Raw genomic sequence first — 21,462 nt, 5'->3', positions numbered from 1 at the left:
GATTTACTTAGCCACTCGCATCCTACTCATCTAATTACCCACTGCATAAAATCATCAGTTATTTTAACACATTTTAGGCGTTTGTATATACTATTTATAAAACAACTTTTATAAAGGGGGGATTCATATGCCTACAGCGTTACAAGAAGAAGTCGAAGAAGCACGGGAAACATATGTCAGTCGTATCATCTTAGTTGGAGGATCCGCTTTATTTTTAGTAGGCGGGGTTATCTCAGCAATTTCAGCCTTTAAAACTTATAATCGTTTGGAGAATACGCCGCCTTCTACAGATAATTCATAGATATTTTATAAAATAAAACGTCGCCTCCAATATGAAGAGACGACGTTTTATTATTCATACATATGACACTAAAAGTATCGGTAGATTCCCTACTCCATTTTCTAAGCTTACTTCACCACAAACCTAGTCTGACTACACCCATCCTTCTGCTTCGTTACTTCTAATACAGCTGGCATTGCGTTTTTCAGCTCTTGAACGTGTGAGATGACACCGATAAATCGGCCTGATTTTTGTAAGTCAATTAAGGCATCTACCGCTTTCGTTAACGATTCTTCATCTAATGAACCAAACCCTTCATCGATGAACATCGTTTCGATGGAAATACCGCCTTCATATGCTTGAATGACATCTGCCATTCCTAGCGCTAGGCAAAGTGATGCGTTAAATTTCTCTCCACCGGATAGTGTTTTTACATCGCGTGTTTGGCCAGTGTATGCATCGTACACATCTAAACCTAATCCACTTTGACGGTTTCTTTTTTCAACTCGCTCACTTCGTTTTAAATAAAATTGTCCATTTGATAATTTACGTAGTCGTTCGTTTGCGATTTGAACAATTTGTTCTAAATACTCAATTAAGATGTAACGTTCAAATGATATACGACTTTCGTTATCACCTTTCATTACTTCATATAAATCAACAAGTTCTTGGAAGGCTTTTTCTTCCTCGTGAATTTGTTCGTCAATACGTCTAATGTTTTCATGTAAATCAGAAATATATGTTGCCGCATTTTGCGCACGTTGACGTTTTTCTTTAATGATATCGAGATTAATTTCTAGTTCTTTTATGTGTTCACCTAAAGATGTAATATCCATATACTCTTTATCTTTTAATTCTGAGTTTAACTCTTCAATTTGTTTTGCAAGCACTTCAAGCGATGAATAATAACCTTGAATTTCTTTTTGTAACATCTCCATCTCGGGATCGCTTAATTTGGCTTTTTTATACGTGAATTCATCTGTAAACCCGCTTTGTTCTAGCTCTTTCATAAAGCGTGCGAAAGTCTCTTCTTTCTTTAATTTTGCACTTTCAAATTGATTAGAAGCACCTTTTTGTTCTGCTTGAATACGTATATTTTCATTTTGCCAATGCTGATACGCTTCCTGCACTTTCTTCCATTCGTCCTCCATTAACCTAAGTTCCTGCATAGCTTGGTCAAACTGTGCTTTCCAAGCTTGTACTGTTTGTAAGTTTTCTGGAATATTTCGTTTATCATGTTCATATGACGTACGAAGTTGCATACACTCCATTTCTGTACGGTGCTGCATTGTTTCCAATTCTCGTTTTTGTTTCTGAAGTTCTTCTATTTTTTCTTCTACGCTTTTCATGTTCGCAGCAATCTGCTTACGTGTTTCTTCACTTGCTTTTAACGTATTAACATCTGCAGCTAATTGTTTTCCTTTTTGAACAAGTGCACTATATGTTTCAGCTAATTTTTCCGAATTGTAGCCGCGCTTCACAACTTCTTCTATCACTTGTTCATATTGTAGTCGATAGAAATTCCATTTCTCCTCTACTTGCACATGGAATTTTTCAGCAATGTTCTTCTTATCTCTTAAATCGTTTAACTCTTTTTCATCGATCGCATTACTTTGCTCTGTAGCTTTTTGTGGATGACTCGTACTACCACATACCGGACAAGATTCACCGTCATGTAAATGAAGAGCTAATATACCAGCTTGTTCACTTAACCAGCGGCGCTCCATGTTTTCATATGCACGAACTGCCACTTGCATTTTATTATTTACCGCTTCTTTTTCTTGCTCGAATTTTTGTTTTTCTTGCCAAACATCATATGCTTGTTTTAAAACTTTTGCATCTTCTCGCATATTCGTTAGTTCTTCCACTTTAGCTACATATTGCTCAAGTGCTTGTTCTAATTGCTGCAATTCATCAGACATTCTCTGTTTTTGGTTTGTATGCTCTTCTAGTTGTTGATCTAACTTTTGCATACTTTCTTTTAATTTCCCTATTTGAATTTCGGCATTTTGTAAATTCAGCTTTCTCTCAGCTAATGATTCAATGATCGCTTGTAACTCTTCTAATCTTTGAACAAGTTTTTTAGCCTCTTCTCGTTCAGCTTCTTTATTCTTTACTACTTCATACTTCTCCTGAGCAAGTTCAAAGCTATTCATTATCTGTTCTTGTTTGACGATTATCTGTTTTAACATACTTTCAGCTTTCTGCTCATTTTCCATCGCTTCTTCATACCATTGTTCAAATGGTAATAAGCGCTTTGCTTGTTCCGCACGTTTAAAGGATTTTTCTTTCCTTTCAATTGCTGCACGGTTCTCTTGTAAAGTGTTATATTTCTCATTCTTTTGTTGTAAATCTATAAATTTCTCATTTACAGATTTTGCTGCATGAAAACGTGTTTCTGCATCCTTTAATTGCTTCGTTTGAACATCTTGTTCTACTTGTAATTGCTCAACCTCTGCCTTATACACGGTTGTTTCTTGTTCTAACGCTTCTACTACTTGATGCGTATTTACATGTTCTTGTGCCACTAATGTCTCTAATAATGCTCCATCACGGATTGGTAATTTAAAAACATTACGGAAATAGAGCTCTCTCTCTTTTTGTTTTTCTTGCAAGACGTCTTTCCATTGTTTTCTCTTTTGATCAAGTAACTCACGCATTAATTTATAACGATCCGTTTTAAAAATACGACGTAAAATCTCTTCTTTGTTTTCCGTCTCAGATGTTAATAGTTTTCGGAATTCCCCTTGGGGTAACATAACAATTTGGCTAAATTGATGTTTACTTAACCCAATTAAATCTTCCACTTTTTTATTTACGTCTGTTACATGAAAACGATCGACGGCTGGAACGTTTTCTCCATCGATAACTTCATATAATTCTACTGCATGTCCTGTAATGGTCTTATTCCCTTGTTTTTTATGTCCAAGTTGTCGTTTTATTTCATAGCGTTTCCCTTTTAACTGAAAGGTTAATTCAACACTTGTATAAACATTATCATCAGCAAATTGACTTCGAAGCATGCTCGTATCACTACGTTCTTCTCCACTAGCCTCACCATATAACACATAACAAATCGCATCAAAAATCGTTGTTTTTCCAGCTCCTGTATTCCCAGAAATAGCGAAAATACGATGTTCTCCAAGATCTTCAAAATCGATTATTTCTTTCTGTTTATATGGCCCGAATGCTGTCATAATAAGCTGAATCGGTCTCATCCTCGTTCACCTTCCCGTTCTTGCACTGTTTGTAATACATCTATAAATAGGCGTTCTTTCTCTTCTGATAAATCTAACCCCTTCATTTCTTTATAGAAAGCCTTTAAAAGAGATAAATCATCCGTTTTATGTCTTGAAACAGTTACTTCATTTGTATCTGTGAGTTCTCGTCTTTGCATCGCTCTTTCAACGTGCATTGCATTTGGATATACAGATCGTATTTTCTCCATTGGCTGTAAGACAGGGTTTTCGTCTAATAATTTTACAAATACGTAATCTTCACTTGCTGGGTGCTGTAATAATTCATCTATTTTCGCTTCTACTGTTCGCATTTTACGACGTGGTGAAAGTAACCTTTTTTCAATTGCTACTTCACCAGTTTCATTCAGTTCTACAATGTAATAACCTTTTTTATGTTTCTCTTCAGAAATTGAATAGGCAAGTGGTGAACCTGAATATCGAATCGTCTCATTACGTACGAAATGCGCTTGATGTAAATGTCCAAGCGCTGTGTAATGAAACTTATCAAAATAATGACTATTTACATATTCAGCACCACCAATTGAAAGTGGTCTTTCTGCATCACTTGTATTCTCCTCCGCTTCTCCTGAAGAAGTTACAAATGCATGTCCAACAAATACATGTCTAGCTTCTTTATCCATCGTTTCAGAGAGCTCATTCATAAAAATGCGCATCGCATCATCATGAGAACGTACGTCTTCATTTTTCAACACGTGCCTTACTATGCTTGGGTCTGCATACGGTATTAGATGGAAGTGAACCTCTCCATATTCATCATTTAGTACGACAGGTTCATACGGGAATTGAAATTGACCTGCAATATGTAATCCTTGTTTTTTCATTAAACTACTTCCAAAATGGATACGATCCGGACTATCATGATTACCAGCTACCGCAATAACTGGTGTTTGTAAATCAATAACTATTTTTTGCAGCACATCATTTAATAAGTCTACTGCTTCTGTAGGTGGAATTGCTCGGTCATATAAATCCCCTGCAATAATTACAGCATCTGGTTTTTCTTCTTCAACAGCCTGTACAAACTGATCTAATACAATCTTTTGGTCTTCAGTCATATACACGCCATGAACAAGCTTACCTAAATGCCAATCCGCTGTATGAAATAACTTCATATTTTTCTACTCCTTTTAATTTACTGATTTTAGTGAAACGAGTTGATAGTTTATTGTAGTTTTTCCGTTCTCCCACTCTAGCTTCAATATCGTTGCACTTCCAATTCTTTCTTCATTTGATTTATATAAAGGCAATATTTCTTGAACTGTAAATAAGTGATAACCATCCAATATTAATTGAAATATATTTTCTTCAATATGTAATCTTACTTCTTTTTCATTTGAAATAATTTTTGTGTGCATCTCAAATTTCATGATAGATACAACCCCTTTTTATAATCTCTACATTTTAATAGTATAGTGGCTATGCAAGATTGACAAGTACATACACAGCAAAGTACACACTTTTCTATTGTTATATACTTCATGTATTTTATATAAAATACGGTATGTGAAATTTTATATTTTCTCCAAAATAAAAATGCCTATTATGACACCTTTATTTTTGTATAAAGTCTTTCATTACATAATATAAAACGGTAATTAAAACGATTGCGACGAAAAATGAGAACACTGCGACAATGTAGCCATCTTTATTTAATAAAATACAGAATGAAATAGATATTATAAAAATCGGAAATACGAGACGTACTTTATCCTTCACTTCTTCTGTCGTATCTGTATGATGAAAATACTGCGTTATTCCTATCATTAAAAAAGACAAAATAATAACCGACAATAGTAAAGGTCCTGGCATTCCGATTTCTCCTTTCTCTATTTCTAATTCAGTGTAAAATTTTTTATTACAATTGTACGATTTATTTTTTCTTCAAACACACTTTTAGAATTGATAATGAACATTTCACACCTATATAATAGCGCTTTTATCATTATAACTTCAAATAATTACACTTACAGTAATGTTGTAATATTCCCCCTCAGTCTCTGAAATCCTGCAAAGATAACTCGTCAAAATATGCAGTGACCAAATTAATATTTACCGTCAACTTTTGACAAAATTTATAAAGGACATTTCAGTACATATCAAGAATTAAGAATAAGAAGATATGTAAGGGAGGATGCATTATGACTGAACAAGTTTTATTTTCTGTTAGTGAAAACGGCGTTGCGACAATTACTTTAAACCGTCCAAAAGCACTTAATTCTTTATCTTATGACATGTTACAACCTATCGGACAAAAACTTAAAGAGTGGGAACACGATGAGCGTATTGCACTTATCGTGTTAAAAGGAGCTGGCACAAAAGGTTTTTGTGCAGGCGGCGACATTAAAACTCTTTATGAAGCGCGTTCCAATGAAGTGGCATTGCAACATGCAGAACGTTTTTTTGAAGAAGAGTATGAAATTGATACATATATTTATCAATATACAAAACCGATTATTGCTTGTTTAGATGGAATTGTAATGGGCGGTGGTGTCGGTCTTACAAATGGTGCGAAGTATCGCATTGTAACTGAGCGTACGAAATGGGCAATGCCAGAGATGAATATTGGCTTCTTCCCAGACGTCGGAGCTGCATATTTCTTAAATAAAGCGCCTGGATATACAGGACGATTCGTTGCTTTAACAGCATCTATTTTAAAAGCTTCTGACGTATTATTTATTAATGCTGCTGATTACTTTATGACATCTGATTCATTACCAGAGTTTCTTACTGAACTTGAAAGTGTAAATTGGCATAAAGAAGATGATGTACATACTAATTTAAAAGAAGTTATTCGTACATTTGCAACTGCTCCAAACTTAGAAAGCGAGCTTGCTCCTTCATTAGAAGTAATCAATTCACATTTTGCTTTCGATACAATGGAAGAAATCATCCATTCATTGGAGAAAGATGAAAGTTCCTTTGCTCTAAAAACGAAAGAAACACTGTTATCAAAATCCCCTATTTCACTAAAAGTAACATTAAAACAGTTTATTGATGGAAAAGATAAATCCGTTGAAGAATGTTTCGCTACGGACCTTATACTTGCTAAAAATTTCATGAGACATGAAGATTTCTTTGAGGGAGTACGCTCCGTTGTCGTTGATAAAGATCAAAATCCGAATTATAAATATAAACAGTTAAGTGACGTTTCAGAAGAAGATGTGAATCGTTTCTTTAACTTACTTAATGCATAAAATGAAATTGTCATGAGGGGATGTTTTGTTCATCCCCTACCTAACTTCTTTGCTTCAGCTAAATCTTGTGCGGTGAAAATCTTACTACCCGCAAATAGCGGTATAAAATCGAAGCTATATAGTAGTGTAATTACAGCTACTATATAGCCTTTTTTATTTAATTATTTTTAACAAAATTTAATTTTATTAAATCCATTTTTGTGCTACACTGATTTTAATCAAATATTCTAAAAATAAAAAGGAGGGGCGGCTATGATAGAAAATTATCTTCTTTTCATCATTATGTCTATTTGCCTTATCATTTTACCTGGTCCAGATACAGCAATGGCTACGAAAAATACATTGGTTGCTGGTAAAGTCGGTGGAGTGAAAACAGTGTTTGGTACATGTATTGCACTATTAATTCATACTTTAGCTGCTGTAATTGGTCTTTCTGCACTTATTGTAAAGTCAGCTCTTTTATTTTCTATTTTCAAGTACGTTGGGGCTCTATATTTAATTTATATTGGTATTAAAGCCCTTTTAGCAGTAAGAAATAAAGAAGGCATTGATACGAACGATATATCTTTGAATAATGAAGATGAACACACCTCTTGCTTTCGACAAGGGTTTCTTACGAATTTATTAAACCCTAAAGTTGCAGTATTCTTTTTAACGTTTTTACCGCAATTTTTAAATCCAAATCATAATACGTTTATCCAACTACTCGTAATGGGCCTTACTTACCTCGTTTTAACAGCCATTTGGTTCGCTTTTTATATATTTTTAATTGATAAAATTAGTGCTTTTATGAAAAAACCGAAGACGCAACGTTATATTCAAGGGCTAACAGGAGTCTTCTTAATTGGTTTTGGTATTAAACTTGCTTTTGAAAAAAGTAATTAACAAGATGAAAACCACCACTATTAATAGTGGTGGTTTTCATTTAATAACTAATTTGGCTGTTTATTTTATATTAAAACCAGCGCTCAGTTACAACTTTTTTACGTGTATAGAATTGAACGCCATCTGTGCCATTTGTACCTAAATCACCAAAGAATGACGCTTTATTTCCTGCAAATGCGAAGAATGCCATTGGTGCTGGAACATTTACGTTTACACCGATCATACCAGCATCGATATTATCACGGAACGTTTGTGCATGTTTACCGTTTGACGTATAAATAACTGCACCATTTGCAAATTTAGATTGATTTGTTAGTTTAATACCTTCTTCTAAATCTTTAACTCGTACAATGCTTAATACTGGAGCAAAAATCTCATCTTGCCAAATTTTCATTTCTTGATTCACGCCATCAAAGATTGTCGCACCTACAAAGTAACCTTCTCCAACTTCTTCATTAATTTTACGGCCATCTACTAATAAAGTTGCCCCATCTGCTACACCGCTATTAATGTAGCCTAAAACGCGCTCTTTATGAGATTCACGGATTAATGGTCCAACATAGTTCTCTTCGTTAAAGCCATCGCCTACTTTTAATTTTTTCGTTTCTGCTACTAATACATCAATGAATTCATCAGCAATTTCATCCACTACTGCTACTACTGAGCATGCCATGCAGCGCTCTCCACTACTTGCAAATGCAGATCCAATTACACCTTGTACTGTTTTCTCAAGATTGCAATCTGGCATTACAATCGCATGGTTTTTCGCACCTGCTAACGCTTGTACACGTTTTCCGTGTTTCGTACCTGTTTCATATACGTAACGAGCTACCGGCTCAGAGCCAACGAACGAAACAGCCTGAATATCTTTATTTTCTAAAATGCTATTTACAACATCTTTTCCGCCTTGTACTAAATTTAATACGCCTTTTGGGAAACCTGCTTCATAGAATAATTCTACAAGTCGCTCCGCTAAAAGTGGCGTTCTTTCAGATGTTTTTAATACGAATGTATTACCGCAAGCAATTGCAAGTGGGAACATCCATAACGGAATCATCATCGGGAAGTTAAATGGCGTAATACCAGCAACAACTCCGATTGGGTAGCGCCAAATCGATCCATCAATTCCGCTAGCGATATTCGGAAGTGCTTGACCCATCATTAAATTTGGCGTAGATGTTGCAAGTTCTACCGCTTCAATACCACGTTGCACTTCACCTGTTGCATCCGTTAGCGTCTTACCATTTTCTAGCGTAATGATTTTTGCAAGCTCATCTTTATTTTCTTGTAATAGCTGTAAATATTTATATAAATTTCTTGAACGATTTGGAACTGGTACTTTAGACCATGTTTCGAATGCTGCTTTTGCCGCTTCAACAGCTTTTTCAACATCTTCTTTTGGAGATAGTGGAACGTAAGCGATAATTTTTCCAGTCGCTGGATTTGGAACTGCTTCTACTTCCGTACCTGTCGATTCAACCCACTCACCGTTAATGTGATTTTTTACTCGTTTAATTTCAGTTGTAATCATTGTATTCTCTCCTTTGTATAATTTATTTTTGATTAGAAATTAATTGCTCGCTAACTTTCTTATATAAAGCAGCCATATCGTTTTCACCATATCCAGCTTGACTCGCTTCGTCATATACGTTTAATAACATTTCGCTTACCGGTAAATGGAGTTCGCTTTCCTTAGCTAAGTCAACTGCAAATCCTAAATCTTTTTTCAATAAGTTCACAGTAAATCCTGGCTCGTAGTTTTCAGGCGCTATAAAACTTTTATAATTACGTTCATAAATTCTACTTTGACCGTAACTTACATTTAAAATATCAAACATTTTATCTAAATCCATATTGTTCTTTTTCGCTAATGTTAAAGCTTCACTCACACCAGCTGTATAAAAACCAATTAATAAGTTATTAATTAACTTAACAGTTGTACCACTATCAATCTGCTCACTAACGTGGAAAATGTTCGCGCCTAGTACGCCCATGATAGATTCCGTTTTCTCATATACCTCTTTTGATCCACCAACCATAAACGTTAATGTACGGTTTTCGGCTCCGATTACACCACCGCTCACAGGTGCTGCTAAAAAGTCTACTTTCTTTTCCTTTGCAGCTTCCTCTAACTGTTTGTTTAACTGCGGCGATACCGTACTTGTATCAATGAAAACTACATTCGAGTGACCATTTTCAAATAATCCTTCTGCTCCAAAATATACCGCTTCAACAGCGCGAGGTGAAGGTAAACTTGTAAAAACTACATCACATGTTTCTGCTAGTTTTGAGATTGATAGACCGATAATTCCGCCTTCTTTTTCAAAGGACGCTTCCGCCTCTTTATTTAAGTCCACGCCATATACTGTGTAACCTGATTTAACTAGATTTTTTGACATTGGAAGGCCCATGTTACCTAAACCGATAAAACCAATCTTTTTCATATCGCTTTCCTCCTATTTACACAATATATTTCCCGCGATTTATAATAGCTTTCGCAATTTCTCTCTTCTTCGTAAATACGTTCGTGTATAAAGGCACTAATAATTGACGGATTTCAGCTAAAATCACATGTCTATCTTGTTCTTTTGTGACAGCTGCTGAAAGTACAGAAATCGCCGCTTCTTCTACTTTACGGTATCCTTCTTCACAAATAACATCCGTTATGAGTTGCTTCGTACGTTCTTTTTCCTCTCCATTTTTACGTACTGCTTTTCTCGTACGTAAAAACGCTGATTCCATGATGTACACGTCCGTCAACATATTTGATATTACACGTGAATATTCTTGTTCTTGGTCAATTTTTAGACCTGGAGTTTTAGAGAGCGTTTTCAAAGATTGTTTCAACAATTTTTTCGCTAATAAAATGTAACGATGGTTTCTTTCTACATTTGCTACATTACTTTCTACTTCAGTGTCTTCTAATTGTTCGATTTGCTTCATTAACATTTTAGCAACTGTTAATCTATTAATTTCGTTTGTTCCTTCAAAAATACGACTAATTCTTGCATCACGATATAATCGTTCTACCTCATACTCTTGCATATAACCGTAACCACCATGAATTTGTACAGCTTCATCTACGATATAAGCAAGTGTTTCAGAAGCATTTACTTTATTCAGTGCACATTCAATTGCAAATTGGGACATTTTCTTCATAAGATCTTCATCGCTCTCATGAATTGCTTCATCGATTACACCTGCTGTACGATAAGCTGCACTTTCGGCTCCATATGTAGCAATAATCATATTTGCAATTTTCTCTTGAATCATCGTAAAGTCTACTAATTCCGTTTGGAACTGTTTTCGCTCTTTTCCATATTGAACCGACAAACCAATTGCTTGTTTTGCTGTTCCAATATTTCCAAAAGCAAGTTTAAGTCTAGCAAAGTTAAGAATATTAAGGGCTACGTGATGCCCTTTCCCAACTTCCCCTAAAACATTTTCAGCAGGGATGACAACATCTTCTAAAATAAGAGTCGCTGTTGAAGAACCTTTAATCCCCATTTTCTTTTCTTCTAATCCAATAGATACACCTTCACATGTTCTTTCGACAATAAACGCTGTCATTCCTTTATTTGTCTTCGCAAAAACAACGTATACATCTGCCATATGAGCATTTGTAATCCATTGCTTCTCACCATTTAACTTCCAAGCTGTTCCCTCTTCATTCAATACGGCGCTTGTTTTTGCACTTAATGCATCCGAACCAGCATTTGGCTCCGTTAAAGCATAAGCCCCAATCCATTCTCCCGATGCGATTTTCGGTAAATATTTTTCTTTTTGCTCTTTCGTTCCATAATATATGTAAGGCAATGTACCGACACCAGCGTGTATATTAAAAGAAACGCTAAACGCACCAGCGTACCCCATTTTCTCTGCTACAAGACCTGAGACAGCCTTTCCTAACTCGAACCCGCCATAATCTTCTGGTACCTCAATGCCTAATAATCCAAGTTCCCCAGCTTTCTCAAATAATTGACGAGAAACTTTATAGTTATGTTGTTCAATATTCTCCATTTGTGGAACAATTTCTTGTTTAACGAATTGTTCTGTCGTTTTTGCGATTAAATCTTCATCACCTGAAAAATCTTCTGGTGTAAAGTAAGTATGATTTATATCTTTATTAAGTGAAAAAAATTCATCCCATGGTAACTTCGTTTTCTCCATATGTATCCCCCTATCATTCGGCTTTCATAGCTTTTTGCTTATGCTCGTCTACGATGAGTGGAATATCTTTTTTGAAAATAGAAGGCGATGATTTTTCACATCAAGCATTTTATTTTGCCAAAGATGTATTTTCATCGCCTTCGCTGCTTTATCTATTGATCTTCTGATAATACTGTTTTTGCAATACCAGTATCTAACTCTTCAAAGTCATGATATGAAATTGTTTCGTATAATTCACTTCTCGTTTGCATATTAGAAAGTGCATCTTTTTGAGAGCCTGTTTCTTTAATTAAAGTAAACACATTTTCATACGCTTTCGCTGCAACGCGAAGTGAAGTTACAGGATAAATAACCATTTGGAAGCCCATATTCGCAAATTCCTCTGCACTATAATATGGAGTTTTTCCAAATTCAGTCATATTCGCAAGCAAAGGTGCATTTACCTTACTATTAAATAGACGGAATTCTTCCTCTGATTGAAGCGCTTCAGGGAAAATTGCATCTGCACCTGCTTTTACATATGCATTTGCTCTTTCAATTGCTTCATCTAATCCTTCAACGCCGCGAGCATCAGTACGTGCTACAATGTATAAGCTCGGTGCAACTTCTTTAATCGCTTTAATTTTTTGAACCAATTCTTCTGTAGTAACAAGTTTCTTACCATTTAAATGTCCACATTTTTTTGGTAATTGCTGATCTTCAATTTGGACAGCTGCTACTTTCGCTTCCACCATTTCTACAGCTGTTCTCGCCACATTTAGTACACCACCAAATCCTGTATCAATGTCAACAAGAACAGGTAAGTCTGTAGCTCTTACTAAATCTCTTGCTCTCTCAGCCACTTCAGTAGACGTCACGATACCTAAATCTGGTAAGCCTTTACTTGCAGTATAAGCAGCTCCTGATAAATAAAGAGCTGAAAAACCTGTATTTTTTGCAACTAAAGCCGCCATTGCGTCATGAGCACCTGGAATTTGCAAAATTTCATTTGCTTCTACTAAAGCTCGGAATCGATTCGCAAGCTCCTCTTGTGTTGACTGCTTTTTCACAACCCAAGCCATTCTAAATTCCCCCTATTATTAAATTAAGAATAGATCTACAAATTCGTTTACATTCATATTTTCTAGTTTTTCTTCATTTAAACAAACTTCATGAATTTGTTCTTGTTGCTTACTAGAATAATGACCTGCCATATTTGCAGTGAATTTTTGAACAACTTTTGGAATTGCTTCGTCTCTACGGAAGCGGTGACCAAGTGGATATTCACATTCCACATTTTCTGTTACTGTGCCATCTTTAAAGTGAACTTGAACAGCGTTGGCGATTGAGCGCTTGTTCGGGTCAAGGTAATCTAAACTGTACTGTTTGTTTTCAACAACAACCATCTTATTACGTAATTCATCTACACGTGGATCGTTTGCTACTGCATCTTCATAATCGTCTGCAACGATATCTCCTTTTAATAAACCAATTGCCGTAATGTATTGTAAGCAATGATCACGATCAGCTGGGTTATTTAATGGACCTTCTTTATCAATAATACGAATTGCTGATTCATGAGTTGTAATTGTAATACGGTCAATTTCATCTAATCTCTCTTTAATTTCCGGATGCAACTTCACTGCACATTCTGCAGCCGTTTGTGCATGGAATTCTGCTGGATATGACACTTTAAATAATACATTTTCCATTACATATGACTCTAGTGGTCTTGCTAATTTTAATTCTTGTTTATTGAATAATACATCTTGGAATCCCCATCCTGGCGCAGATAATGCTGTTGGATAACCCATTTCACCTTTTAGAGCAGTCATTGCAAGATGAACACCGCGGCTCGTTGCGTCACCTGCAGCCCATGATTTACGTGAGCCCGTATTTGGAGCATGACGATATGTACGAAGACTAGAATTATCAATCCACGCATGTGATAATGCATTAAAGATTTCTTCACGTGTTCCGCCAAGCATTTTCGCAACTACTGCAGTTGTTGCTACTTTTACATATAATACATGGTCAAGACCAACTCTGTTTAAGCTGTTTTCTAAAGCAAGCACGCCTTGAATTTCATGTGCTTTAATCATCATTTCTAATACTTCACGTACTTTTAAAGCTTCTTTTCCTTCTGAAATACGAACACGGCTAATATAATCTGCAACTGCTAAAATTCCGCCTAGGTTATCAGATGGATGTCCCCACTCTGCTGCAAGCCAAGTATCGTTATAGTCTAACCAACGGATCATACATCCGATATTAAATGCACCTTTTACTGGATCTAGTACATAAGACGTACCTGGTACACGTGTACCATTTGGCACGATTGTTCCTGGCACAACTGGTCCTAGTAATTTCGTACATTCTGGATATTGCAGTGCTAAAATTCCACATCCAAGTGTATCAAGTAATACGTAACGAGCTGTACTGAATGCTTCTGCACTAGTAACCTCTTTATTTAATACATAATCGGTAATCTCTTCTAATAATGCATCTTTTTGCTTAATTTCATTTGTTTTAATCATGCTATTCTTTCCTTTCTGTCGAAAATTCGTTATTATTAATGATGGGTGTCGGTCAAACACCCATCTGGCGGGCGGCGCTAACAACTCCCCAGTTGTTCTTATTTACTAAGTACATGTCGCTCGCCAATATAATTTACACGTGGACGGAACAAACGATTATTTGCATGTTGCTCAATAACGTGCGCACATAACCCCACTGTTCTAGAGCTAAAGAAGATTGGTGTGTAAAGTTGAATTGGAATACCTAGCATCCAATATACTGGAGCTGCATAATAATCAAGATTTGGATAAATTCCTTTTTCTTTTTCCATAATCTTTTCTCCAGCTTCACACATTTCATATAGTGTATAATCACCTTTTACATCACATAACTGTTTTAAAGCTTCCTTCATCATAAGTGCTCTTGGATCCATCTTCTTCATATAAACACGGTGTCCAAAGCCCATAATTTTTTCTTTGTTATATAGTTTCTTCTGTAATAACTCTTCAAATTTCTCAACATTACCAGCTTCTAAAAGCATGTACATAACCGCTTCATTTGCACCGCCATGTAAACTTCCTTTTAAAGATGCAACTGCACCTGTTAGAGCGCCGTATAAATCTGATTGTGTTGATGCAATAACGCGAGCTGTAAATGTAGAGTTTGGCATTTCATGCTCACTATATAAAACAAGGGAACGATCAAAGATCTTTTCCTCAAGTTCAGTTGGTTTTTTACCAGTTAACATATAGAAGAAATTCGCACTATAAGATAATTCTTTAAGAGGTTCAATTGGCTCCTCATTATTTAAAATATGATAGCTATTTGCTACAATGTTTGGCACTTTACTTAACAGCTTGTACCCTCGGCTTTTATTCACTTCTAACGAGCGGTTTTCGATATCATTATCGTAACCAGCTAACGCTGACACACCTGTACGTAATCCATCCATGGGATGCGTCTCTTTAGGCAATGCCTTTAGTACGTTGAATACACCTTCTGGTACTGCATATTCTTCTTTTAATTTCTTTTCAAGTGTTGCTTTTTCATCTTCATTCGGTAGATGTTCCTCCAATAAAAGGTGCACAATGTCTAAATACTCTTTTGTTTTTGAGAGTTCGATTAAGTCATACCCTTGAATTACAATTTCACCTTTTACTGTGTCAAGAAACGAGATTTTCGTCTCCGCTGCCACTATACCATCTAATCCCGGGGAAAATTTCTCTTCAGCTTTCATCATTATTTCCTCCAATCCTAATAGATCTTCGTGCACATAACTGTAAGCCTTTACAATATTGTGAAACTACATTTCTATTTCAATGTATCAGAGTTTTTAGAAGATTTCAATTTATTTTATAATGATAAGTTTCCTACACTTTTCTTACTGTAACAATACAATTTTTTGAAAATAATTCTTATATTTTATAAAGAAAGGATAGACTTCTTTGCGTATTTTCAAAAACAAAATATAAAGATTTTTCATATAACACCGCCAAATATACAATTATTCTAATTTTATTTGAGAAATAGAAAAAACGAGCTGTACATAAATACAGCTCGTTACTATATGATATTTATTTCACTATCTCTTAAATATAATTTTTATATAAAACTTATTCATTTTTAATAAAGTTATTATTTTACATAATTAAATTGAATTTCTTCCATTTCCTCATGATAACTTACAAATAAATCATAGTTTTGAAAATACCAAAGATCATCACAATCTACAAAAAATATAATACCTTCCTTCTCAACTGACACTATTTCGCCATCGGGTCTCTCAGCAACAACCCCTAAAGAATATCCGGGCTGAATTGAACTATCCCCTCCGTACCTTACAGTAAAACGTACAGATTCACCGTGCTTTATACGTAATTCTTCCTGGAACCATTGCAGAGCTTTACGATCAATTGAAATTCTCATCTTTATTCCTCCAGTTTATGCAAACTCTTTTTTTCCTAATCGTTGTTTTACAAAAAAGACGAAAATAATTAAGGCTATCAATGCTGAAATTGCACTCCCTGAAAATAAAATACGATAACCAAACATTTGTGAAACAACTCCAAGTAAAATAGCACCTAACCCGATTCCTAAATCAAACGCTGTAAAAAATGAAGCATTTGCAACTCCTCTTTTACTCGGATCGACAATTGTAAGCATTGCCGCTTGCAAAGCTGGCTGCGCTGAACCAAATCCAATACCGTATAATGTTGCTGCGATAATTACACCTATCAAACCATTTGAAATAGTTAAAACAACTATAGCTAAAATAGTAATACATAATGCTGGAAGTATGATGAATACTTCTCCATACTTATCTAATAGTTTCCCTGAAATTGGTCTTACAATTGTTAATGCAATTGCATATACAAGAAAGAAAGTTCCCGGATTCACATGAATTGATGATGCAAATAACGGTAAAAAGGTTGTTATTCCTCCATATGCAAACGATAAAAAGAATACTACAATCGTGATTGTTAATACAGATTTCTCAAATAGCTGCATCTTCCCTTTTTCTTTTTGTGGTGTAAATGGCATCTTCGTTATTAATGATAATACGACTGCCATAAAAGATAACAACGTCGCTAATAAAAATAGACCATCAAATGAATAATTTTGCACAACCCATAGTCCAATCATAGGTCCGATCGCCATTGCAATTGTCATCGCCATCCCGTACCAACCCATACCTTCACCGCGGCGTGAATCTGGAATAATATCCGTTATTGCTGTTCCAACAGCTGTTGTAGAAACAGCCCATGTTACTCCGTGAATAACACGTAAAACAGCTAAAAGGACAATAGTCGATGCTATATTATAGGAATACATCGTTAAGCCAAAAAAGATGAGTCCGAAAATAATAAAGGATCTTCTACCATATTGATCTAACATTCCTCCAATAATCGGTCGTATTACAACAGCAGCTATTGTAAACATCCCCATCATAAGTCCAACTTGCGATTCATTGCCACCTATCTCTTTAATAAAGAGCGGGAGCGTTGGAACAAGTAAATAAAATCCTGTAAATAAAAATAACATTGCGAAAGTCATTTGAATAAATGATTTCGTCCATAATCGTTCCATAAAAATACCTCCATACACTCGTAAAATATTACGATTAACACCTTCATTGTATATTTTTTTTATCTCTTTTCCCTCCGCAAATAGACGTATCTTTTCATATTAAATAGTCCACCATCAGCTTACATTAGTCTTAAGACTTTGTACGCATGTTTTAAACAAAAGTCCTATATAATATGTACCTTTATATGTGTGAAAAGAATATACTAATTTATTAACTCAACTTAGGAGTGAATATTTCATGTGGGTATTATTAAGAGTAACTGCCGTAGTTCCTTCGACTCCTGGGATACATGTTCCTGCAGTTCATACAGCTAGCTCCGATGTAGGAATTGAACTTCCCGCAACTTGGCAGCAATATCAAATTCCCGGTCAAGTTACCCCATCATTTTGGCATCATGGTACACACCCCAGTAGTACTCCCATTCATAGCCATAGTTATCCTCCACTACCTCCGACTCAAGTCTTTTATCATTTCCCATCAATTTATTTTCAAAATTTTTATGGTACGTTTAACATTTAAAACAGATCCTTTCATAGCTACTACATTTAAACGAAAAAAGCACTTAAGATTGTAAATTTCACAAATCTTAAGTGCTTTTTAATATTTTTTATAAATTTTTCTTATTGCCCATTATTAGCAGGTGCCTCTCCTGCATTACCACCGGTCTCTGGTTGTGTGGTCGCTGGTGGAGTTGTATTTCCTTGACCTCCTCCGTTATTTGCTGGAGGTGTCGTATTTCCTTGACCTCCTCCGTTATTTGCTGGAGGTGTTGTATTTCCTTGACCTCCTCCATTATTTGCTGGAGGTGTCGTATTTCCTTGACCTCCTCCGTTATTTGCTGGAGGTGTCGTATTTCCTTGACCTCCTCCATTATTTGCTGGAGGTGTCGTTCCTTGGCCATTTCCATTATTTTGCTCATCTTGTTTCTTTTGCTCTTCTAGTTTCTTTTGTTCTTCTTGCTTCTTAAGTTCCTCTTGTTTCTTTTGTTCTTCTTGTTTTTTCAGTTCTTCTTGTTTCTTTAATTCTTCTTGCTTTTTCTCTTCTTCAGTTTTTTGCTGTTGATCTTGTTTTGGTTGCTCCGTTGTATCCGGTACGCTAGTATTTGGCGATGAATCACGTTTTTCACCTTTTATACGTAGCTCACTACCTTCTTGAATAACGCTACTTGGCATTTTAAAGCGTGATTTATCTGTAGCCATTTCGCTCATCATTTCTTTAAAGATTAACTGTGCAATTTTCGTGTTTTTACTACTAATATACTCGTCTTTACCATCTTTCATATACCCAGTCCATACTGCCATCGTATATTGCGGTGTATATCCAGCAAACCAACTATCACGAGTTGCACTTTCTGGAATTTTATATTGAGCTAATTGCTTTGATGAATAGTTTGTCGTACCCGTTTTACCAGCTACATCTAAAGAGCCTACATTTGCCGATGTACCAGTACCCGATGTAACTACAGAACGAAGCATATCAGTAATCATGTATGCGGTAGAATCTGTCATAACTTGTTTTGGTTTTTGTCCAAAACTTTGTGACTTACCGTCTGGATAAACAACTTTCTTAACAAAATGCGGTTTCGTATATTTACCTTCATTACCAAATGCCGCATAAGCACCCGCTATTTCAGTTGGCGATACTTCATTTGTACCAATAGCTGTCGATTCTGTCGGTGCTGTATTAAATGTAATACCTAGTTTCTCAGAGAATTCTTTTGATTTACTAATCCCTACTTCTTTTGCAGTTTTAATTGCAGGAATATTACGCGACATTTTTAATGCTTCACGCATTGTAATTGGACCCATATAACTTCTATCTGCATTTCGAACTTCTTGACCCGTTGAATACTTAAATGGAGAGTCATCGATTTGATGATACGTAGCCCATTTTAAATATTCAATTGCAGGAGCATAGTCGAAAATCGGCTTCATCGTTGAACCAGCTGCACGATCTAATTCAATTGCCATATTATGCCCTTTAAATACAGCTTTATTTTCTCCACGGCCACTACCTATAGCACGAACTTCTCCTGTTTTCGTATCCATAAATGTGAATGCACCTTGGAATTTATCGTTTGGATAATCAATGATATTATTATTTAAAATATTATCAGCAAGTTTCTGTGCTTTCGGATCTAACGTTGTATAAATTTCTAAACCGTCAGAACCAATATTAGCATCTGGCAATTCTTTTTCTACTTCTTTCACAACTGCATCCATAAATGCAGGGTATGGCATTGTTTGTAGTTGAGCTGCAGGCTTAAGCCCCTTTTCTACGTCAACTTTTGATGCTTCTTCCATTTCCTGTTTTGTTATATATCCATGTCGGTTCATTAAACTTAGAACAACATTTCTTCTTTCTGTTGCTTTTTGAACATTTTCTTTTTTCGTTGGATCATAGTTATTCGGTGCTTTCGGTAAACCTGCAAGCATCGCAACTTCTGGTAATGTTAAGTCCTTCAATTCTTTACCATAGTAGTTTTGTGCTGCTGTTGCGATACCATATGAACGATTACCTAAGTTAATTTTATTTAAGTACATCTCTAATATTTCATGTTTTGAATACTGTTGTTCTAGCTTATAAGCTAAATATATTTCTTGCGCCTTACGCTTTGGTGTTTTATCCATAGATAAGAAGTAGTTTTTAATAACTTGCTGCGTTATCGTACTTCCACCTTGAGAGCCATAATCTCCTTTAAGACTCACTAAAACAGCACGGGCAGTACCTTTAAAGTCTACTCCGCTATGCTCATAAAAACGTGAATCTTCTGTCGCTAAAAATGCATTTTCTACTAATTTAGGTATTTGATCATACGTAACATTCGTCCTTTTTTCTTTTCCATATTCATATACCAAATCCCCGTTTTTATCATAAATTTTTGAGGATAACGGATTAACAAGTTTTGCTTTTTCCAGTTTTGGTGCGTCCTTAATCATTACGAAAAAGGTAGCAACCCCCGCCACTAAACCTACAATACCAAGTAATAAACAAGTAATTAAAAACTTGCGGAAAAATGATGTTTTACCTTTTGGTTTTTGTGTTTTAGAAGCTGGTTGTTTTTTCTTTTTAACTTGTCGTCGCTCCTCGCGAGAACGATAATTTTCTGACATGTTACTTTCTCCTGCCTTTCAATTCTCCCGTTGATTTAATTAAAAATATTGAGGTCACTTTCGTAAATACGTTTAGGCAAGAAAGTGTATTGACCTGGAGCATTCAATATTTTCCCAATTCACAGATTACAAATTTTAAAATGGCTCTTATACATACTATTTTCACTTCTAATTTTCTAATAATGCTGCCCCTTTTAGCATAATAATGAAAGAAGTGAATTTTTATTACCTCGTATAAATAATATACCTTTTTTTCAAATGGTCAATATTTTCTTATTAATAAATCAAAGGTGAAATAAAAATAGCATATCAATATGAACTTCGTGTGAACTTACTTATAATTACGTATAACCAATATTAAATATATTGAATATAGGTATAATACCTCTTTAATTATAAAGATTTCAACACCACAATACCGTTACCTACAAAGAATTATTAAAAATGAAAAATAAGGAGTTGCATAATAATGAAGCTATCTCCGGTTACCTCAAAAAATATAGTTGCTGTTGGTTATAATCCTTTTTCTATGATTTTGCGAATCCAATTAAAGCATGGTATGTATGATTTCTTTAATGTACCAGAAAGCATTTATACTGGCCTATTACATGCACAATCTAAAAGTTATTATCATAATACTTACATTAAAAATTCTTTCCGCCACACAAAAATTTAAACTTAACACCCACTAAAAAAGAAAGGAGGTGAATCCTCCTTTCTTTTAAAAACATTTTACAGATGAATTATCTTCGGTTCCTCTTATTAATTTCATCATATGCTTGAATTTGTTTTTTCAAACGCCGATCAGCTTTTTTATCATGCACTACAAGAATTGCATGTATAACTCCTGGAACCCAAAATATTAATGTTAATATAAAATTTATTATTGCCTGAAATGGTTTTCCACAAAACAATACAGCAACAGGTGGAAGAAAAATTGCTAATAAATACATCATCCCTTGAAAACTCCTTATTT

The 21,462-nt window shown here is 35.2% G+C and carries 19 protein-coding genes; 5 read left to right on the top strand and 14 right to left on the bottom strand.

The window, feature by feature from the left end:
* Positions 1 to 127: 127 nt before the first annotated feature.
* The gene (locus tag ACS2CR_RS05415) at positions 128 to 301 is read left to right on the top strand and encodes a hypothetical protein (protein WP_001141667.1); all 174 of its coding nucleotides are present in this window, start codon (positions 128 to 130) and stop codon (positions 299 to 301) included.
* 107 nt (positions 302 to 408) lie between these two features.
* Here ACS2CR_RS05415 and ACS2CR_RS05410 read toward each other — a convergent pair whose 3' ends face one another.
* The 4 genes from ACS2CR_RS05410 to ACS2CR_RS05395 form a co-directional block, all read right to left on the bottom strand.
* The gene (locus ACS2CR_RS05410) at positions 409 to 3,498 is read right to left on the bottom strand and encodes an AAA family ATPase (RefSeq protein ID WP_053512282.1); all 3,090 of its coding nucleotides are present in this window, start codon (positions 3,496 to 3,498) and stop codon (positions 409 to 411) included.
* Complete coding sequence (locus tag ACS2CR_RS05405) at positions 3,495 to 4,652, bottom strand: exonuclease SbcCD subunit D (protein WP_053512283.1); 1,158 nt, start codon at positions 4,650 to 4,652, stop codon at positions 3,495 to 3,497. The genes ACS2CR_RS05410 and ACS2CR_RS05405 overlap by 4 nt, the downstream gene beginning before the upstream one ends.
* 15 nt (positions 4,653 to 4,667) lie before the next feature.
* Positions 4,668 to 4,907, bottom strand: a complete 240-nt coding sequence (locus ACS2CR_RS05400) for a DUF2584 family protein (protein WP_000667346.1) — start codon at positions 4,905 to 4,907, stop codon at positions 4,668 to 4,670.
* Positions 4,908 to 5,091: 184 nt separating this feature from the next.
* Positions 5,092 to 5,349: a hypothetical protein gene (locus ACS2CR_RS05395; RefSeq protein ID WP_001119404.1), complete on the bottom strand. Its 258-nt coding sequence runs from the start codon at positions 5,347 to 5,349 to the stop codon at positions 5,092 to 5,094.
* 329 nt (positions 5,350 to 5,678) lie between these two features.
* On the opposite strand from ACS2CR_RS05395, the gene ACS2CR_RS05390 reads away from it, so the two are divergent.
* Positions 5,679 to 6,734: an enoyl-CoA hydratase/isomerase family protein gene (locus tag ACS2CR_RS05390; RefSeq protein ID WP_016109925.1), complete on the top strand. Its 1,056-nt coding sequence runs from the start codon at positions 5,679 to 5,681 to the stop codon at positions 6,732 to 6,734.
* Between the two features lie 252 nt (positions 6,735 to 6,986).
* Positions 6,987 to 7,619: a LysE family translocator gene (locus ACS2CR_RS05385; RefSeq protein WP_000572356.1), complete on the top strand. Its 633-nt coding sequence runs from the start codon at positions 6,987 to 6,989 to the stop codon at positions 7,617 to 7,619.
* 70 nt (positions 7,620 to 7,689) lie between these two features.
* Here the strand turns inward: ACS2CR_RS05385 and ACS2CR_RS05380 are convergent, their stop codons facing one another.
* The 8 genes from ACS2CR_RS05380 to ACS2CR_RS05345 all read right to left on the bottom strand — a co-directional run bounded on the left by ACS2CR_RS05380 (position 7,690) and on the right by ACS2CR_RS05345 (position 17,372).
* Entirely contained in the window at positions 7,690 to 9,150 is a 1,461-nt protein-coding gene (locus ACS2CR_RS05380; RefSeq protein ID WP_000633347.1) for a CoA-acylating methylmalonate-semialdehyde dehydrogenase, read from the bottom strand.
* A 22-nt stretch (positions 9,151 to 9,172) separates the two neighbouring features.
* On the bottom strand, positions 9,173 to 10,063 hold the full coding sequence (locus ACS2CR_RS05375) for an NAD(P)-dependent oxidoreductase (protein ID WP_000719411.1): 891 nt from the start codon (positions 10,061 to 10,063) through the stop codon (positions 9,173 to 9,175).
* Positions 10,064 to 10,079: 16 nt separating this feature from the next.
* Complete coding sequence (locus ACS2CR_RS05370) at positions 10,080 to 11,789, bottom strand: acyl-CoA dehydrogenase family protein (protein ID WP_000415997.1); 1,710 nt, start codon at positions 11,787 to 11,789, stop codon at positions 10,080 to 10,082.
* A 152-nt stretch (positions 11,790 to 11,941) separates the two neighbouring features.
* A complete protein-coding gene (gene prpB / locus ACS2CR_RS05365; RefSeq protein ID WP_000312640.1) occupies positions 11,942 to 12,850 on the bottom strand; it encodes a methylisocitrate lyase in 909 nt (302 codons plus the stop codon).
* 18 nt (positions 12,851 to 12,868) lie between these two features.
* Positions 12,869 to 14,305, bottom strand: a complete 1,437-nt coding sequence (gene prpD, locus ACS2CR_RS05360; RefSeq protein WP_000598123.1) for a 2-methylcitrate dehydratase — start codon at positions 14,303 to 14,305, stop codon at positions 12,869 to 12,871.
* A 98-nt stretch (positions 14,306 to 14,403) separates the two neighbouring features.
* Positions 14,404 to 15,525, bottom strand: a complete 1,122-nt coding sequence (gene mmgD, locus ACS2CR_RS05355) for a citrate synthase (RefSeq protein ID WP_001987369.1) — start codon at positions 15,523 to 15,525, stop codon at positions 14,404 to 14,406.
* A gap of 395 nt (positions 15,526 to 15,920) precedes the next feature.
* Positions 15,921 to 16,211, bottom strand: coding sequence for a HesB/YadR/YfhF family protein (locus ACS2CR_RS05350; protein WP_001222844.1), 291 nt, complete (start codon positions 16,209 to 16,211; stop codon positions 15,921 to 15,923).
* Positions 16,212 to 16,226: 15 nt separating this feature from the next.
* On the bottom strand, positions 16,227 to 17,372 hold the full coding sequence (locus tag ACS2CR_RS05345) for an MFS transporter (protein WP_000440665.1): 1,146 nt from the start codon (positions 17,370 to 17,372) through the stop codon (positions 16,227 to 16,229).
* A 238-nt stretch (positions 17,373 to 17,610) separates the two neighbouring features.
* Between ACS2CR_RS05345 and ACS2CR_RS05340 the strand changes: the two genes are divergently transcribed.
* Positions 17,611 to 17,892, top strand: coding sequence for a hypothetical protein (locus tag ACS2CR_RS05340; protein WP_000270090.1), 282 nt, complete (start codon positions 17,611 to 17,613; stop codon positions 17,890 to 17,892).
* 101 nt (positions 17,893 to 17,993) lie between these two features.
* On the opposite strand, the gene ACS2CR_RS05335 is transcribed toward ACS2CR_RS05340, so the two are convergent.
* The gene (locus ACS2CR_RS05335) at positions 17,994 to 20,486 is read right to left on the bottom strand and encodes a PBP1A family penicillin-binding protein (RefSeq protein ID WP_033698787.1); all 2,493 of its coding nucleotides are present in this window, start codon (positions 20,484 to 20,486) and stop codon (positions 17,994 to 17,996) included.
* A gap of 469 nt (positions 20,487 to 20,955) precedes the next feature.
* On the opposite strand from ACS2CR_RS05335, the gene ACS2CR_RS05330 reads away from it, so the two are divergent.
* Positions 20,956 to 21,162, top strand: a complete 207-nt coding sequence (locus ACS2CR_RS05330; RefSeq protein WP_000777843.1) for a KTSC domain-containing protein — start codon at positions 20,956 to 20,958, stop codon at positions 21,160 to 21,162.
* Between the two features lie 67 nt (positions 21,163 to 21,229).
* Here the strand turns inward: ACS2CR_RS05330 and ACS2CR_RS05325 are convergent, their stop codons facing one another.
* Positions 21,230 to 21,442 (bottom strand): YqaE/Pmp3 family membrane protein, encoded by a 213-nt coding sequence (locus ACS2CR_RS05325; RefSeq protein ID WP_000990215.1) that lies wholly within the window; start codon positions 21,440 to 21,442, stop codon positions 21,230 to 21,232.
* Between the last annotated feature and the right edge of the window lie 20 nt (positions 21,443 to 21,462).

It is taken from the genome of Bacillus cereus group sp. BceL291, from assembly GCF_051776705.1.
In the GTDB taxonomy this organism is placed as follows: domain Bacteria; phylum Bacillota; class Bacilli; order Bacillales; family Bacillaceae_G; genus Bacillus_A; species Bacillus_A cereus.
Note: the sequence above shows the minus strand (reverse complement) of the source record. Positions and strands in the feature narration are given on the sequence as shown.

Bases quoted from the DNA above. Each gene is read 5' to 3' on its own strand.
- ACS2CR_RS05415 (WP_001141667.1), top strand. From the start codon at position 128: ATGCCTACAGCGTTACAAGAAGAAGTCGAAGAAGCACGGGAAACATAT.
- ACS2CR_RS05410 (WP_053512282.1), bottom strand. From the start codon at position 3,498: ATGAGACCGATTCAGCTTATTATGACAGCATTCGGGCCATATAAACAG.
- ACS2CR_RS05405 (WP_053512283.1), bottom strand. From the start codon at position 4,652: ATGAAGTTATTTCATACAGCGGATTGGCATTTAGGTAAGCTTGTTCAT.
- ACS2CR_RS05400 (WP_000667346.1), bottom strand. From the start codon at position 4,907: ATGAAATTTGAGATGCACACAAAAATTATTTCAAATGAAAAAGAAGTA.
- ACS2CR_RS05395 (WP_001119404.1), bottom strand. From the start codon at position 5,349: ATGCCAGGACCTTTACTATTGTCGGTTATTATTTTGTCTTTTTTAATG.
- ACS2CR_RS05390 (WP_016109925.1), top strand. From the start codon at position 5,679: ATGACTGAACAAGTTTTATTTTCTGTTAGTGAAAACGGCGTTGCGACA.
- ACS2CR_RS05385 (WP_000572356.1), top strand. From the start codon at position 6,987: ATGATAGAAAATTATCTTCTTTTCATCATTATGTCTATTTGCCTTATC.
- ACS2CR_RS05380 (WP_000633347.1), bottom strand. From the start codon at position 9,150: ATGATTACAACTGAAATTAAACGAGTAAAAAATCACATTAACGGTGAG.
- ACS2CR_RS05375 (WP_000719411.1), bottom strand. From the start codon at position 10,063: ATGAAAAAGATTGGTTTTATCGGTTTAGGTAACATGGGCCTTCCAATG.
- ACS2CR_RS05370 (WP_000415997.1), bottom strand. From the start codon at position 11,789: ATGGAGAAAACGAAGTTACCATGGGATGAATTTTTTTCACTTAATAAA.
- prpB (WP_000312640.1), bottom strand. From the start codon at position 12,850: ATGGCTTGGGTTGTGAAAAAGCAGTCAACACAAGAGGAGCTTGCGAAT.
- prpD (WP_000598123.1), bottom strand. From the start codon at position 14,305: ATGATTAAAACAAATGAAATTAAGCAAAAAGATGCATTATTAGAAGAG.
- mmgD (WP_001987369.1), bottom strand. From the start codon at position 15,525: ATGATGAAAGCTGAAGAGAAATTTTCCCCGGGATTAGATGGTATAGTG.
- ACS2CR_RS05350 (WP_001222844.1), bottom strand. From the start codon at position 16,211: ATGAGAATTTCAATTGATCGTAAAGCTCTGCAATGGTTCCAGGAAGAA.
- ACS2CR_RS05345 (WP_000440665.1), bottom strand. From the start codon at position 17,372: ATGGAACGATTATGGACGAAATCATTTATTCAAATGACTTTCGCAATG.
- ACS2CR_RS05340 (WP_000270090.1), top strand. From the start codon at position 17,611: ATGTGGGTATTATTAAGAGTAACTGCCGTAGTTCCTTCGACTCCTGGG.
- ACS2CR_RS05335 (WP_033698787.1), bottom strand. From the start codon at position 20,486: ATGTCAGAAAATTATCGTTCTCGCGAGGAGCGACGACAAGTTAAAAAG.
- ACS2CR_RS05330 (WP_000777843.1), top strand. From the start codon at position 20,956: ATGAAGCTATCTCCGGTTACCTCAAAAAATATAGTTGCTGTTGGTTAT.
- ACS2CR_RS05325 (WP_000990215.1), bottom strand. From the start codon at position 21,442: ATGATGTATTTATTAGCAATTTTTCTTCCACCTGTTGCTGTATTGTTT.